We start from the raw sequence: 15916 nt of genomic DNA on the forward strand, positions 1-15916 counted from the left end.
CTTACTGGCCCACGGTCAGCAGGTGTTCGACCTGCGCCAGGCGCTCCAGCGTACCGACGTCAATCCAGCGTCCATCCATGTGTTCCCCCGTGACCAAGCCTTGAGCCATCGCTGTGCGCAACAACGGCGCCAGCTTGAAGGCACCGGCACTGCAACCCGCGAACAGTTTGGGATGCAGCACCGAAATACCACTGAAGGTCAGGTTATCGGCACCGGGCGCGGCATCATGAAGCAAACCGTCCTTGATATAGAAATCGCCACCGCTGGGGTGATGCGCCGGGTTGTCGACCATCACCAGATGCGCCAGGCCGCTTGGGGGCTGCTTGAGGCGGGCAAAGTCGTAGTCGGTCCAGATATCGCCATTGACCACCAGGAACGGCTCGTCGCCCAGCAAGGGCAAGGCCTGGAAAATCCCGCCGCCGGTTTCCAGGGGCTCGCCTTCCGGGGAATAGCGGATCCGCAGGCCAAATTGCGCACCGTCCCCCAAGTAACTCTCGATTTGCTGGCCCAACCAGGCATGGTTGATGACGATATCGGTGAATCCCGCTTTCGCCAGCGCCTCCAGGTGATACTCGATCAGGCGCTTGCCACCGGCCTGGACCAGTGGCTTGGGGGTGTGCAAGGTCAGCGGGCGCATCCGCTCGCCCTTGCCTGCTGCGAGGATCATGGCCTTCATGCGTGGGCCTCGGCCGGTTGGCGCAGGCTGGCCAGCAACTCGCCCAATTCAGCCAGCTCCGGGCGATCCACCAACACCGCTTCTATATAAGCAAAGAAGCGCGGCACGTCCGCCAGGTAGCGGGGCTTGCCATCACGGTGGCAGATACGCGCGAAGATACCGATGACCTTGAGGTGACGCTGCACCCCCATCAAGTCGCTGGCACGCAGGAAGTCTTCAACATCCGCCTGTACCGGGATGCCCAATTGGCCGGCACGCTGCCAATAGCCGCGCTGCCATTCACGCACCCGCGCCTGGGGCCAACTGAGGAAGGCGTCCTTGAACAGGCAGGTGATGTCATAAGTGACGGGGCCGTAGACCGCATCCTGGAAGTCCAGCACGCCAGGGTTCGGGGCGCTGATCATCAGGTTGCGCGGCATATAGTCGCGATGCACCAAGACCTTGGGCTGGGCCAGGGCGCTGTCGATCAACAATTGGCTGACCCGTTGCCACAGGGCCAGTTGCTGCTCGTCAAGCTCGATGCCCAGGTGCCGGCGCACGTACCACTCGGGAAACAGCTCAAGTTCGCGGCGCAACAATGCCACGTCATAGCTGGGCAACCCGGCGTCCATCGGCAATTGCTGGAAAGCCAGCAGCGCGTCGATGGCATCGGCAAACAATTGATCGGCATTTTCGCCGTCAATCACATCCAAATAGGTTTTTTGGCCAAGGTCGTTAAGCAAAAGAAAGCCCTGGGACAAATCTTCTGCATATATTTGCGGAACATTTATGTCTGATTTCGCCAGCATTCGAGCGATATCGACGAAAGGTTTGCAGTTTTCCTGGGGGGGCGGAGCGTCCATCACAATGAATGTGCGGCCCTCGCCCTCCCAGCGGAAGTACCGCCTGAAACTCGCGTCGCTGCTGGCCCCGGTCAATGTGGCCGGGGGCACGGCACCCCAACCCTGAGTCGCAAAAAGGATAGGTAACTGCTGATCAAGCCAGACTTTCAGGTGTTGCAAACGTAGATCTTGGTCGGGCATTACAAGGGTCTCCGACGGCGCTAGCCGTCAAGCGGGTCATGCTTTATTATCACCCATCTTTTTCAGACCATCGAGAGGCGTGCGGCCCACACCGCGGGCAGATGGCACGCAGGAAGCCCGGACTAATAAGATGGCATTGAAATCCCCCGCGTTTCGTAGAAAATTTCCGTTGCTGGTAACCGGCAGTCTGCTGGCCATGCAACCCTTCGCCACCTCATTCGTGGTCGCCGCGGAACAGTATGACTGCTCAGTCTCTGCTTCGGGTGCCTGGGATTGCGCGCCGAAAGCCAGCGCAGCCCCTTTGCCACCGCGTCCGGTGCATGACGGCAGTGCCGTCAGCTCGGCCAACAGCACGCCGCAAGGCGAAGCTGCAGGTGCCGAAGCCGTGCCGCAGACCAAGCTGGTCACCGAATCCAAGGGCCGTGGCCTGCGTTCGCGCAGCGCCGACTACAGCCACCTGGACTGGGTCCCTCGGGAAAACCTCACCGCCGCGCAACTGGCCGAAACCGGTCCTTATTGCGCCGGTGCGTACATCGAGCCGATCCGTCCTGGCATGAACGACAAGACGAACAAGAGCGACGCACCGACCTTCATTGGTGCCAAGGCCTCTCGTTACGAGCAGGAAACCCAAGTGGCCACCCTGGCCGGTGACGTGGTCATGCGCCAGGGCAGCATGCAGGTCGAGGCCGAAGAGGCCAGCCTGTACCAAGCTGAAAACCGTGGCGAGCTGAACGGCAACGTCCGCCTGCGCGACAATGGCGCGCTGATCGTCGGCGACCATGCCCAAGTCCAGTTGGACACCGGCGCCGCGCAGATCGACAACGCCGAATACGTGATGCACAAATCGCGCATCCGCGGTAACGCGCTGTACGCCAAGCGTGCCGAAAACGCGATCATCCGTCTCAAGGACGGTACGTACACCACCTGCGAGCCGGACAGCAATGCCTGGCAACTGCGCGGCAACAACATCACGTTGAACCCGGCCACCGGCTTCGGTACGGCGACCAACGCGACGTTGCGGGTCAAGAACATACCGATCCTGTACACCCCGTACATCTACTTCCCGATTGACGATCGTCGTCAGTCCGGCTTCCTGCCGCCGAGCTTCAGTTCGGGCGGGGAAAGTGGCTTTACGCTGGTGACGCCTTACTACTTCAACCTGGCGCCGAACTACGATGCCACGTTGTATCCGCGCTACATGACCAAGCGTGGCTTGCTGATGGAAGGCGAATTCCGCTACCTCACCAAGTCCAGCGAAGGTCAGGTCGGCGGTGCTTACCTGAACGACGACAACGACGAACGCAGCAAGCAGACGGATTTCGAGAAAACCCGCTGGATGCTCAACTGGCAGCACAAGGGCGGCCTGGATTCGCGCGTCATGACTGAAGTCGACTACACCGACATCAGCGACCCGTACTACTTCCAGGATCTGCAGACTGATCAGATTGGTGTTGAGCGGCGTGATGCGCTTAATCAGCAAGGTGCGGTCAACTATCGCGGTGACAACTACAATGCGCGACTGAACTTGCAAGCGTATAAGTTGGCGACGATTTCCCAGATTACGCCGTATAACCGTCTGCCGCAGATCACCTTCAATGGTTCGCTGCCCTACCATCCGGGCGGTCTGAACTTTGCGTATGACACCGAAGCGGTAAGGTTTGACCGGGATCTTGAGACTGGGGACTTTACTGACAAGGATGGCGTACCGTCCCGACGCCTTGATACCTACGTCACCGGCCTGACCCGTGCCAACGGGACACGGTTGAATGTAGCGCCAAGTGTTTCGCGACCGATGAACTGGAGCTACGGTTTCATTACACCGAAGCTCAAGTATGCCTACACCAAGTACGATCTTGATCTTGACAGTACCGGCAAGTCGCAACTGGCTGCTGGCCAGAAGTTCAAGAGTTCTCAAGATCGCTCCATACCAATCGCCAGCGTCGACAGCGGGCTATTCTTTGACCGCAGCACCCAGTGGTTCGGCAAAGACTACAACCAGACCCTGGAGCCGCGCCTGTTCTATCTCTATGTTCCGGAGAAAGATCAGGACGATATCCCTGTGTTCGATACCAGCGAAACCTCGTTCAGCTACAGCTCGCTCTTTCGCGACAACCGCTTCTCGGGTTCTGACCGGATCGGCGACGAAAACAAACTGTCCCTGGGCGTAACCAGCCGCTGGATCGAAGAAAACGGCTTTGAGCGTCAGCGCGTTTCCGTCGGTCAGGCCCTGTACTTCAAGGATCGTGAAGTGCAACTGCCTGGCATCGTGGCCGCCGACCGTGCGGATTCGCGGTCAGACGTCTCGCCAATCGCACTGGACTACGAGTTCCGGTTCAACCGCGACTGGCGCGCGACAGCCGACTACAACTGGGACACCGAGGAGCACTCCCCACGCTCCGGTAGCGCGATGTTCCACTACCAGCCAGAAGACAACCCGAACAAGGTTATCAACGTTGGTTATCGCTATCGCAATGACCAGGTGGTCTACAACCAGTTGACCGGCAAATGGCAGTTTGGTGGTGATTTCGGTACCGAAGGGCAACCAGGCTTCGAGAAGGATTACTACAAAATCCAGCAACACGACTTCTCGATGATGTGGCCGATCGTTCCACAATGGAACCTGATTACCCGCTGGCAGTATGACTATGCACGCAACCGTACCCTGGAAGCCTTCGGTGGTTTCGAATACGACAACTGCTGCTGGAAACTGCGTGTGATCAACCGTTATTGGGTTTCCAACGACGAATACACCCAGATCGCCCCGCAGAACGAAAAAGGCGACCACGGGCTCTTCCTCCAAATCGTCCTCAAGGGACTCGGCGGCCTGACTGGCGCCAAGGTAGAGAGCTTCCTCGACAAAGGCATCCAAGGTTATCGTGAACGTGAAGATAAAGCTTTCTGAGTGTCTGCGCCCGCTGATGCTGGGCGCGCTGTTCCTGGGTACTGCTGCGGCACACGCGGCAGTGCAACCGTTGGACAAGGTAGTGGCCATCGTCGATAACGACGTGATCATGCAGAGCCAACTCGACCAACGGGTCAAGGAAGTTCAGCAAACCATCGCCAAGCGTGGCGGTGGCGTGCCGCCGACCAGCGTCCTGGACCAGCAGGTGCTGGAACGCCTGATCGTCGAAAACCTGCAATTGCAGATTGGCGACCGCTCGGGCATCCGCATCACCGATGAAGAGCTGAACCAGGCCGTCGGCACCATCGCTCAGCGCAACAACATGAGCATTGATCAGTTCCGTGCGGCCCTGGCTCGTGATGGCCTCTCCTATGAGGACGCCCGTGACCAGATCCGCCGCGAAATGATCATCAGCCGCGTGCGCCAGCGCCGTGTGGCCGAACGCGTGCAGGTCTCGGAGCAGGAAGTGAAGAACTTCCTGGCCTCGGACCTGGGCAAGATGCAGCTCTCCGAAGAGCTGCGCCTGGCCAATATCCTGATCCCGACGCCAGACAGCGCCAACGCCGAGCAGCTCAACGCCGCAGCGGCCAAGACCCAGGCGATCTATGACCGTCTCAAGGCAGGTGCTGACTTTGCCCAGATGGCCATTGCCCAGTCCGGCAGCGACAACGCCCTTGAAGGCGGTGACATGGGCTGGCGTAAAGCCGCTCAATTGCCACCACCGTTTGACCGTGAGCTGAGCGCCATGGAAGTGGGTGGTATCACCCAACCTGCGCGCACGCCTGGCGGCTTCATCATTCTCAAGTTGCTGGAACGTCGCGGCGGTGAGGCTTCGTTGAAGGACGAAGTGCATGTCCGTCACATCCTGGTCAAGCCAAGCGAGATTCGCACCGAGGCTCAAACCAAGGAACTGGCGCAGAAGATCTATGAGCGCATCGAAGGCGGCGAAGACTTCGCCACCCTGGCCAAAAGCTTCTCGGAAGACCCGGGTTCTGCCCTCAACGGTGGCGACCTGAACTGGATCGACCCACGAGCCCTGGTGCCCGAGTTCCAGCAAGTCATGAACGATACGCCGCAAGGCGTGCTGTCCAAGCCGTTCAAGACCCAATACGGCTGGCATGTCCTGGAAGTCCTTGGCCGCCGCGCCACCGACAACACCACCCAGGCCCGCGAGCAGCAAGCGCTGACCGTATTGCGTAACCGCAAGTACGATGAAGAGCTGCAAACCTGGTTGCGTCAGATCCGTGACGAAGCCTACGTGGAAAACAAGCTTCCTGGCGCCGAACCGACAGGCACCGACCAGGCAGCCCAGTGAAACCCCAGCGTTTCGCGTTGACACCCGGCGAGCCGGCCGGCATAGGTCCAGACCTGTGCCTGCTGCTCGCCTCGCACGCCCAGCCACATCCCCTGATTGCCATTACCAGCCGCGACCTGCTCCTTGAGCGGGCCGCGCAGTTGGGCGTGGCGGTCAACTTGCTGGACGTCGCACCGGGCAACTGGCCCGACCTGCCAGCACCCGCGGGCAGCCTGTATGTGTGGGACACCCCGCTGCAAGCCAAGGTGATCGCCGGGCATCTGGACAAGGCCAATGCGGCGTTTGTGCTAGAGACCCTGACCCGTGCCGGGCAAGGCTGCATCAACGGCGACTTTGCTGGCATGATCACCGCCCCTGTGCACAAAGGCGTGATCAACGAATCGGGCATCGCCTTTTCCGGTCACACCGAATTCCTCGCCGAGCTGACGAACACTGCGCAAGTGGTGATGATGTTGGCCACGCGCGGCTTGCGAGTCGCCTTGGTGACCACCCATCTGCCGCTGCGCGAGATTGCCGATGCCATTACCGTCGAACGCCTGGAGCGTGTAACGCGCATCCTGCACGCCGACCTGCAACAAAAATTCGGCATTGCCCAACCGCGCATCCTGGTCTGCGGGCTCAACCCCCACGCCGGCGAAGGCGGCCACTTGGGCCATGAAGAAATCGACATCATCGAACCAACCCTGGAGCGTCTGCGCCAAGAAGGCATGGACCTGCGTGGCCCACTGCCAGCGGACACTCTGTTTACCCCCAAATATCTGGAGCACTGCGATGCAGTGCTGGCGATGTACCATGATCAGGGGCTGCCAGTGCTGAAATACAAAGGCTTCGGCGCCGCAGTCAACGTGACACTAGGCCTGCCGATCATCCGCACCTCCGTCGACCATGGCACCGCCCTGGATTTGGCGGGCAGCGGCAAGATCGATACCGGCAGCCTGCACGTGGCCCTGGAAACCGCCTATCAGATGGCCGAGACCCGTATATGACCGAGCATTACCAACACCGGGCGCGCAAGCGCTTCGGGCAAAACTTCCTGCACGATGCCGGCGTCATCGACCGCATCCTGCGCTCCATCCACGCCAAGCCTGAAGACCGCCTGCTGGAAATCGGCCCGGGCCAGGGCGCACTGACCCAGGGCCTGCTCAACAGCGGCGGGCAGTTGGATGTAATTGAGCTGGATAAAGACCTGGTTCCAATCCTCAACCAGCAATTCGCCGGCAAGCCCAACTTCAACCTGCACCAGGGCGATGCACTGAAGTTCGACTTCAACAGCCTCAATGCTGCCCCCCACAGCCTGCGGGTTGTCGGCAACCTGCCGTATAACATCTCCACGCCGCTGATTTTTCACCTGCTGAACAACGCAGGCATCATCCGCGACATGCATTTCATGCTGCAGAAAGAAGTGGTCGAGCGCCTGGCGGCCGGCCCAGGCGGCGGTGATTGGGGTCGCCTGTCGATCATGGTTCAGTACCACTGCCGGGTCGAGCACCTGTTCAATGTGGGCCCGGGCGCGTTCAATCCGCCGCCAAAAGTCGATTCGGCGATTGTGCGCCTGGTGCCGCACGCAGTCCTTCCGCACCCGGCCAAGGATCATCGCCTGCTGGAGCGGGTAGTACGCGAAGCATTCAACCAGCGGCGCAAGACCTTGCGCAACACGCTCAAGGCACTCTTGAGCAACGCCGAGATCGAAGCCGCCGGTGTCGACGGCAGCCTGCGCCCGGAGCAACTGGACCTGGCCGCGTTCGTGCGTCTGGCGGACCAGCTAGCCATCCAGCCAGCGCCCGTCGTCGACTGACCCACCGCCATCGCCGGCAAGCCGGCTCCTGCACGGGAGCGCACCAGGTCAGACAGCATGTCTGGCCTAGTGCCTACCTCATGGCCTAGACTGATCCGCATCTGCTGTCCTCCGCTTTTGCTCTTAAGGCCTCTTGCATGTCCGATCCTCGCTATCAGATCGACGTCAGCGTCGTCACCCGCTTCCTGGCGGAACAATCGCAACCCGAACAGAATCGCTATGCCTTTGCCTACACCGTCACGGTGAAGAACAATGGCCAGGTGCCTGCCAAGCTGTTGTCTCGCCACTGGGTGATCACCGACGGTGACGGCCATGTCGAGGAAGTGCGCGGTGCCGGCGTCATCGGCCAACAGCCACTGATCGGCAGCGGCGCAAGCCACACCTACAGCAGCGGCACCGTGATGACCTCCAAGGTCGGCACGATGCAAGGCAGCTACCAGATGCTTGCCGACGACGGCAAACACTTCGACGCCATCATTGCCCCCTTCCGCCTGGCGGTGCCGGGAGCCCTGCACTGATGGCAACCTATGCTGTCGGCGACCTGCAAGGCTGCCTGGAGCCGCTCAAATGCCTGCTTGACCGCGTAGCCTTCGACCCAGCCAAAGATCGCCTGTGGCTGGTGGGCGACTTGGTCAACCGCGGCCCGCAATCCCTGGAAACCCTGCGCTACCTGTATCGTCTACGCGATTCCCTGGTGTGCGTGCTGGGCAACCATGACCTGCACCTGCTGGCGGCCGGCAATAACATCGAGCGTCTGAAAAAGGGCGACACCCTGCGCGAAATCCTCGAAGCGCCGGATCGCGCCGAGCTGCTCGACTGGCTGCGCCGGCAGAAACTCGTGCATTACGATGAAAGTCGTAATATCGCCCTGGTACATGCTGGCATCCCGCCGCAGTGGACCCTCAAGAAGGCGCTCAAATGTGCCGCCGAAGTCGAAGCCGCCCTGGCCGATGACACCCTGTTCGCCACTTATCTGGACGGCATGTACGGCAATGAGCCGGTCAAGTGGGATAACGACCTGACAGGCGTCGCCCGCCTGCGAGTCATCACCAACTACTTCACGCGCATGCGCTTTTGCACCGCCGAAGGCAAACTCGACCTAAAGAGCAAGGAAGGCGCAGAAACCGCCCTCCCCGGCTACAAACCCTGGTTCGCCCACAAGGAGCGCAAGACCCGTGAGACGAAGGTCATCTTCGGTCACTGGGCCGCCCTTGAAGGCCACTGCGACGAGCCCGGCGTATTCGCCCTCGACACCGGTTGTGTCTGGGGCGGCGCCATGACCCTGATGAACATCGACACCGGCGAGCGCCTGAGCTGCCAGTGCGAATCTCCCCTTCCCGTTACACTGCCGGCTGCCGCCAAGCGCTAGACGCCGCTTGCCGCCCGCCCAAGGAGCCCGCCATGAGCGAATTCAAACGTATCCCTCCCGAACAAGCCCAAGCCCTGCGTGAGCAAGGCGCCGTGGTGGTGGATATCCGTGACCAGCCTACTTACGCCGCTGCCCACATCAGCGGGGCCAAGCATTTGGACAACGTCAATATCGCCGACTTCATCCGTGCCGCCGACCTCGACGCACCGCTGATCGTCGCCTGCTATCACGGTAACTCCAGCCAGAGCGCGGCCGCCTATCTGGTCAGCCAGGGCTTCTCCGATGTCTACAGCCTGGACGGTGGCTTTGAGCTATGGCGTACGACCTATCCTGCAGAAATTGCCACAGGCGATTCGCAATAATTTTTTTCAAACCCCGCTACCCCGCGTCAAGCTTGGGCTCGCGCCGTTTCTGACGAACGGTGCGCCCAAACTAATTCGGCATCTCGCCTTGACCTCCCGGATTCCCAACTATCATTAAGCGCAGGCCATCCAAAACAGGGGAGAGCCGGTACACCGGCGTGCGGGTCATCGGTAGCGTTTCAGGGTGTTCTGGGGGGAAATGGCCACGGCAAGCGCCACTGGCTGCCAGCATCGACTGATTGATCCGGCGTCGGCTCCACGTATCGAGCGAGGTGACGACGTCATGAGTATTTTTAGCCACTTCCAACAACGCTTCGAGTCCACACAGCAGGAAGAACTCACGCTGCAAGAGTATCTTGAGCTGTGCAAAAAAGACCGCAGCACCTACGCATCTGCCGCCGAGCGCCTGCTACTGGCGATTGGCGAGCCTGAGCTGGTAGACACCTCCAACAACTCGCGGCTGTCGCGAATATTCTCCAACAAGGTGATCCGCCGCTACCCGGCCTTTGAAGACTTCCATGGCATGGAAGAATGCATCGACCAGATCGTCTCCTACTTCCGCCATGCCGCCCAAGGCCTGGAAGAGAAGAAACAGATCCTCTACCTGCTCGGCCCCGTGGGCGGCGGTAAATCTTCCCTGGCCGAAAAACTCAAGCAACTGATCGAAAAGGTGCCGTTCTACGCGATCAAGGGCTCCCCGGTGTTCGAGTCGCCCCTTGGCCTGTTCAACGCCACGGAAGATGGCGCAATCCTCGAAGAAGACTTCGGCATCCCACGGCGCTACCTCAACACCATCATGTCGCCCTGGGCCACCAAGCGCCTGGCCGAGTTTGGCGGCGATATCAGCCAGTTCCGGGTGGTGAAGCTCTATCCGTCAATCCTCAACCAGATCGGCGTCGCCAAGACCGAACCGGGGGATGAGAACAACCAGGATATTTCGGCACTGGTGGGCAAGGTCGATATTCGCAAACTGGAGGAGTTCCCACAGAACGACGCCGATGCCTATAGCTACTCGGGCGCGCTGTGCCGGGCCAACCAGGGCCTGATGGAATTCGTGGAGATGTTCAAAGCGCCGATCAAGGTGCTGCACCCACTGCTCACCGCGACCCAGGAAGGCAACTACAACAGTACCGAAGGCCTGGGGGCGATTCCGTTCACTGGCATCCTGCTGGCCCACTCCAACGAATCGGAGTGGCACACCTTCCGCAACAACAAGAACAACGAAGCCTTCATCGACCGGATCTATATCGTCAAGGTGCCGTACTGCCTGCGGGTCAGCGATGAAATCAAGATTTACGACAAGCTGCTGTTCAACAGCTCCCTGGCCAAGGCCCATTGCGCACCAGACACCCTGAAGATGCTCGCCCAGTTCACCGTGCTGTCGCGCCTCAAGGAGCCGGAAAACTCGAACATCTACTCGAAAATGCGCGTCTACGACGGGGAAAACCTCAAGGACACCGATCCCAAGGCCAAATCGATCCAGGAGTACCGCGATACGGCGGGCGTGGATGAGGGCATGAACGGCCTGTCGACCCGCTTCGCGTTCAAGATCCTGTCCAAAGTCTTCAACTTCGACCCCCATGAGATCGCGGCCAACCCGGTGCACCTGCTCTATGTACTGGAGCAGCAGATCGAACAGGAGCAATTCCAGGCCGAAACCCGCGAGCGCTACCTGCGCTTCCTCAAGGAGTACCTGGCACCGCGCTATATCGAGTTCATCGGCAAGGAAATCCAGACCGCTTACCTGGAGTCCTACAGCGAATACGGCCAGAACATCTTCGATCGCTATGTGCTTTACGCAGACTTCTGGATTCAGGACCAGGAATATCGCGACCCGGAAACCGGCGAGATCCTCAACCGCGTGGCCCTCAACGAGGAACTGGAGAAGATCGAGAAGCCGGCCGGCATCAGCAATCCGAAGGATTTCCGCAACGAAATCGTCAACTTCGTGTTGCGCGCCCGGGCCAACAACAACGGCAAGAACCCTACCTGGCTCAGCTACGAGAAGCTGCGGGTGGTCATCGAGAAGAAAATGTTCTCCAACACCGAGGATCTGCTGCCGGTCATCAGCTTCAACGCCAAGGCCAGTAAGGAGGACCAGCAAAAACACAACGACTTCGTCACACGAATGGTCGAGCGCGGCTACACCGACAAACAGGTACGCCTGCTCTCCGAGTGGTACCTGCGGGTCAGAAAATCCCAGTAAGGCAGCGACAAGCGGCACGCTGCAGGCTACTGGCGCCTCGATTGGGGCGCCTTGGCTGCGGCAGCCGACCGCTTGTCTTTAAGCTTCCAGCTTGGCGCTTGAAGCTTGTAACTTGAAGCTGCCCGGAGGGCTCCACCATGAGCTATGTGATCGACCGACGCCTCAATGGCAAGAACAAGAGCACGGTAAACCGCCAGCGTTTCCTGCGGCGCTACCGTGACCACATCAAAAAAGCCGTCGAAGAGGCGGTGAGTCGCCGTTCCATTACCGATATGGAGCATGGCGAGCAGATCAGCATTCCCGGTCGTGATATCGACGAACCGGTGCTGCATCACGGCCGCGGCGGCAAGCAGACTGTGGTTCATCCGGGAAACAAGGAATTCACCACCGGCGAGCATATCCAGCGTCCTCAAGGCGGCGGGGGCGGTAAAGGCCCAGGCAAGGCCGGCAACTCCGGCGAAGGCATGGACGAGTTCGTATTCCAGATTACCCAGGAAGAATTTCTCGAATTCATGTTCGAGGACCTGGAACTGCCCAATCTGGTCAAGCGCAACCTGACCGGCACCGATACCTTCAAGACCGTACGCGCCGGCATCAGCAACGAGGGCAACCCCTCGCGGATCAATATCATCCGCACCCTGCGCTCGGCCCATGCGAGGCGTATCGCCCTGTCGGGCAGCAGTCGCGCCAAACTCAAGGAGGCCAAGGAAGAGTTGGCGCGCTTGAAGCGCGAAGAACCGGACAACTTCGGCGATATCCAGGAAATCGAGGCAGAAATCGAGAAACTCAGCGCGCGTATTCACCGCGTGCCATTCCTTGACACCTTCGACTTGAAATACAACTTGCTGGTCAAGCAACCCAACCCCAGCTCCAAGGCGGTGATGTTCTGCCTGATGGACGTTTCCGGCTCGATGACCCAGGCGACCAAGGACATCGCCAAGCGCTTCTTTATCCTGCTGTACCTGTTTCTCAAGCGGAACTACGACAAGATCGACGTCGTCTTCATTCGCCATCACACCAGTGCCCGCGAGGTCGACGAAGAAGAGTTCTTCTATTCCCGGGAGACCGGCGGCACCATCGTCTCCAGCGCGCTGAAACTGATGCAGGAAATCATGGCTGAGCGCTATCCCGCCAACGAATGGAACATCTACGCCGCCCAGGCTTCCGATGGCGACAACTGGAACGACGACTCGCCCATCTGCCGCGACATCCTGATCAACCAGATCATGCCGTTCGTGCAGTACTACACTTATGTGGAGATTACCCCCCGCGAGCACCAGGCCCTGTGGTTCGAATACGAGCGCATCGGTGAAGCTTTCGCCGATACTTTCGCCCAGCAACAACTGGTCTCGGCCGGCGATATCTATCCGGTCTTCCGTGAACTCTTCCAGCGCAGGTTAGTGACATGACCGCCAAAGAGCATAAGCGCCAACCCATTTCCACGGGGTCCGAATGGACCTTCGAACTGATCCAGGCCTATGACCGGGAAATCAGCCGCATTGCGGCCGGATATGCTCTGGATACCTATCCCAACCAGATCGAAGTGATCACCGCCGAGCAGATGATGGACGCGTATGCCTCGGTGGGCATGCCCCTGGGCTATCACCATTGGTCCTACGGCAAACACTTCCTCAGTACCGAGAAGTCCTACACACGTGGCCAGATGGGCCTGGCCTACGAGATCGTGATCAACTCCGACCCGTGCATTGCCTACCTGATGGAAGAAAACACCATCTGCATGCAGGCGCTGGTTGTGGCTCATGCGTGCTATGGCCACAACAGTTTTTTCAAGGGCAACTATCTGTTCCGCACCTGGACCGACGCCAGCTCGATCATCGATTACCTGGTGTTCGCCAAGCAGTACATCATGCAATGCGAGGAGCGCCACGGGATCGACGCGGTGGAAGACCTGCTCGACTCCTGCCATGCCCTGATGAACTACGGGGTGGACCGCTACAAGCGCCCCTACCCCATTTCCGCCGAGGAAGAACGGCTGCGGCAGAAGGATCGAGAAGAGCATCTGCAAAAACAGATCAACGACCTGTGGCGCACCATTCCCAAACGGGCCGACAAAAACAGCGACAAGGACAATGCACGCTTCCCCGTCGAACCCCAGGAAAACATCCTCTACTTCCTGGAAAAACACGCCCCGCTGCTGGAGCCGTGGCAACGGGAAATCGTGCGGATCGTGCGCAAGATCGCCCAGTATTTCTATCCACAGCGCCAGACCCAGGTGATGAACGAGGGTTGGGCCACGTTCTGGCATTACACCCTGATGAACGACCTCTATGACGAAGGGCTCGTGACTGATGGCTTCATGATGGAGTTCCTCACCTCCCATACCAGCGTGGTCTTCCAGCCGGGCTTCGACAGCCCCTACTACAGCGGCATCAACCCCTATGCACTGGGCTTTGCCATGTATCGGGATATCCGGCGTATGTGCGAACACCCAACCGAAGAGGATCGCCGCTGGTTCCCGGAGATCGCCGGCAGCGACTGGCTATCGACCATCAAGTTCGCCATGAGCAGCTTCAAGGATGAGAGTTTTATCCTGCAGTACCTGTCACCCCAGGTCATCCGCGACCTCAAACTGTTCAGCATCATGGATGACGACCTCAAGGACGACCTGCTGGTACCCGCGATCCATGACGAAGCCGGTTACCGCACCATCCGCGAGACCCTGGCGGCCCAGTACAACCTGGGCAACCGCGAGCCCAACGTGCAGATCTACAGTATCGATATGCGCGGTGATCGCTCCCTGACCCTGCGCCACCAGCAACATGACCGCAAACCCCTGGGAGAGTCCACGGACGAGGTACTCAAGCACTTGCACCGGCTATGGGGGTTCGATATTCATCTGGAAACGCTGCAAGGCGATCAGGTCATGAAGACTCACCACGTGCCACCGCGCAACGAACACAACGACAACGATTACGGCCGCCTGGACCTGGCCGTCATTCACCTTTGACGCAGCATTGCCTCCATTGGCCAGGCACAGGCGTTATCCTGTAGGGCTAATGGAGGCTTTTTCATGCGAATTTACAAAGTCGGCGGTGCGGTACGTGATCGCCTGCTGGGCATCTCGGTTACCGATATCGACCGCGTCGTCGTAGGTGCCACCACCGAAGAAATGCTCGCCAGGGGCTACAAGCCTGTGGGCTCTGACTTCCCCGTGTTCCTTGACCCGAGCAATGGCGACGAATATGCCCTCGCCCGCACCGAGCGCAAGAGCGGCCGGGGTTATGGCGGCTTTGTGTTTCACGCCAGCCCCGATGTCAGCCTGGAAGAAGACCTGATCCGCCGCGACCTGACCATCAACGCCATGGCCGAAGACGACGACGGCAACCTGACCGATCCGTACCACGGCCAACGCGACCTTAAAGCGCGCGTTTTACGTCACGTTTCCCCGGCATTCGCCGAAGATCCCTTGCGAGTCCTGCGGGTCGCACGGTTTGCCGCACGTTATGCCGGACTTGGTTTTACCGTCGCCCCCGAAACTCTTGAACTCATGCGCCAGCTCAGTGACTCCGGCGAATTGGAAGCCCTGACACCCGAGCGCTGCTGGAAGGAAATTTCCCGGGCGCTGATGGAAGACCAGCCCCAAGTATTTATCCAGGTGCTACGCGACTGTCACGCCCTGAAAACCTTGCTGCCGGAAGTGGATGCGCTGTTCGGCGTTCCACAACCCGAAGCGCACCATCCAGAAATTGATACCGGCATTCACACCTTGAGCGTGCTGGAGCAGGCCGCCCTGCACGACCAACCCTTGACCGTGCGCTGGGCTTGCCTGCTGCATGATCTGGGCAAGGGCCTGACGCCTGTGGATAAGTTGCCCCGACACATCGCCCACGAACAGAGGGGCCTGAAGCTGATCAAGGCGGTCAATGAGCGCTTCAAAGCACCGAAAGACTGCCAGGAGCTGGCGCTGCTGGTAGGTGAATACCATACCCACGGTCACCGGGCGCTGGAGCTCAAGGCCTCGACGCTGCTGGAGTTATTGCAGAATTTTGACGTGTTCCGCCGGCCACAGCGCTTTGAAGAGTTTATCGTCGCTTGCGAAATGGACGCGCGGGGCCGCAAGGGTTTTGAGCAGAGAAGTTATCCACAGGCGGATTATTTACGGGCCGCCGCGCAGGTGGCGCGAGGTGTTGCAGTGGCGCCGCTGCTGGAGAAAGGCTTCAAGGGCCCGGAACTGGGCGAAGCCCTCAAGCGCGAACGGCTCAAGGCCCTGAAAACCTACAAAGAACAACATTCACTGTAGGAGCGGGC

The 15916-nt window shown here is 59.7% G+C and carries 13 protein-coding genes; 11 read left to right on the top strand and 2 right to left on the bottom strand.

All coding sequences use genetic code 11. The features are described 5' to 3' along the window. Nucleotide 1: 1 nt before the first annotated feature. The gene (gene murU, locus BFQ03_RS05920; RefSeq protein WP_065942671.1) at nucleotides 2-676 is read right to left on the bottom strand and encodes an N-acetylmuramate alpha-1-phosphate uridylyltransferase MurU; all 675 of its coding nucleotides are present in this window, start codon (nucleotides 674-676) and stop codon (nucleotides 2-4) included. Next, nucleotides 673-1698 carry an aminoglycoside phosphotransferase family protein gene (locus tag BFQ03_RS05925; RefSeq protein WP_065942672.1) on the bottom strand — a complete coding sequence of 342 codons (1026 nt, stop codon included), beginning with the start codon at nucleotides 1696-1698 and terminating at the stop codon, nucleotides 673-675. Before BFQ03_RS05925 ends, murU begins: the two co-directional genes overlap by 4 nt. Before the next feature lie 130 nt (nucleotides 1699-1828). On the opposite strand from BFQ03_RS05925, the gene BFQ03_RS05930 reads away from it, so the two are divergent. From BFQ03_RS05930 to BFQ03_RS05980, 11 genes are all read left to right on the top strand, one after another. Continuing rightward, nucleotides 1829-4600 carry an LPS-assembly protein LptD gene (locus BFQ03_RS05930; protein ID WP_065942673.1) on the top strand — a complete coding sequence of 924 codons (2772 nt, stop codon included), beginning with the start codon at nucleotides 1829-1831 and terminating at the stop codon, nucleotides 4598-4600. Next, nucleotides 4581-5915: a peptidylprolyl isomerase gene (locus BFQ03_RS05935; RefSeq protein ID WP_175403881.1), complete on the top strand. Its 1335-nt coding sequence runs from the start codon at nucleotides 4581-4583 to the stop codon at nucleotides 5913-5915. The genes BFQ03_RS05930 and BFQ03_RS05935 overlap by 20 nt, the downstream gene beginning before the upstream one ends. Continuing rightward, nucleotides 5912-6901, top strand: coding sequence for a 4-hydroxythreonine-4-phosphate dehydrogenase PdxA (gene pdxA / locus BFQ03_RS05940; RefSeq protein ID WP_032858540.1), 990 nt, complete (start codon nucleotides 5912-5914; stop codon nucleotides 6899-6901). The genes BFQ03_RS05935 and pdxA overlap by 4 nt, the downstream gene beginning before the upstream one ends. Then, nucleotides 6898-7710 (top strand): 16S rRNA (adenine(1518)-N(6)/adenine(1519)-N(6))-dimethyltransferase RsmA, encoded by an 813-nt coding sequence (gene rsmA / locus BFQ03_RS05945; RefSeq protein ID WP_065942675.1) that lies wholly within the window; start codon nucleotides 6898-6900, stop codon nucleotides 7708-7710. Before pdxA ends, rsmA begins: the two co-directional genes overlap by 4 nt. A gap of 137 nt (nucleotides 7711-7847) precedes the next feature. Then, a complete protein-coding gene (apaG, locus tag BFQ03_RS05950) occupies nucleotides 7848-8228 on the top strand; it encodes a Co2+/Mg2+ efflux protein ApaG (protein WP_032858544.1) in 381 nt (126 codons plus the stop codon). Beyond that, entirely contained in the window at nucleotides 8228-9079 is an 852-nt protein-coding gene (locus BFQ03_RS05955) for a symmetrical bis(5'-nucleosyl)-tetraphosphatase (RefSeq protein ID WP_065942676.1), read from the top strand. Before apaG ends, BFQ03_RS05955 begins: the two co-directional genes overlap by 1 nt. Nucleotides 9080-9111: 32 nt before the next feature. Continuing rightward, nucleotides 9112-9441: a thiosulfate sulfurtransferase GlpE gene (glpE, locus tag BFQ03_RS05960; protein ID WP_032858547.1), complete on the top strand. Its 330-nt coding sequence runs from the start codon at nucleotides 9112-9114 to the stop codon at nucleotides 9439-9441. A gap of 283 nt (nucleotides 9442-9724) precedes the next feature. Further along, nucleotides 9725-11647: a PrkA family serine protein kinase gene (locus BFQ03_RS05965; RefSeq protein WP_017739508.1), complete on the top strand. Its 1923-nt coding sequence runs from the start codon at nucleotides 9725-9727 to the stop codon at nucleotides 11645-11647. Nucleotides 11648-11784: 137 nt separating this feature from the next. Beyond that, nucleotides 11785-13056 (top strand): YeaH/YhbH family protein, encoded by a 1272-nt coding sequence (locus BFQ03_RS05970; RefSeq protein ID WP_016977872.1) that lies wholly within the window; start codon nucleotides 11785-11787, stop codon nucleotides 13054-13056. Next, nucleotides 13053-14615: a SpoVR family protein gene (locus tag BFQ03_RS05975; RefSeq protein WP_032858548.1), complete on the top strand. Its 1563-nt coding sequence runs from the start codon at nucleotides 13053-13055 to the stop codon at nucleotides 14613-14615. The genes BFQ03_RS05970 and BFQ03_RS05975 overlap by 4 nt, the downstream gene beginning before the upstream one ends. Nucleotides 14616-14678: 63 nt before the next feature. After that, a complete protein-coding gene (locus BFQ03_RS05980) occupies nucleotides 14679-15908 on the top strand; it encodes a multifunctional CCA addition/repair protein (RefSeq protein ID WP_065942677.1) in 1230 nt (409 codons plus the stop codon). Nucleotides 15909-15916 lie beyond the last annotated feature (8 nt).

This window comes from Pseudomonas sp. 25 R 14, from assembly GCF_900004755.1.
GTDB classification, from domain to species: Bacteria; Pseudomonadota; Gammaproteobacteria; order Pseudomonadales; family Pseudomonadaceae; genus Aquipseudomonas; species Aquipseudomonas brenneri.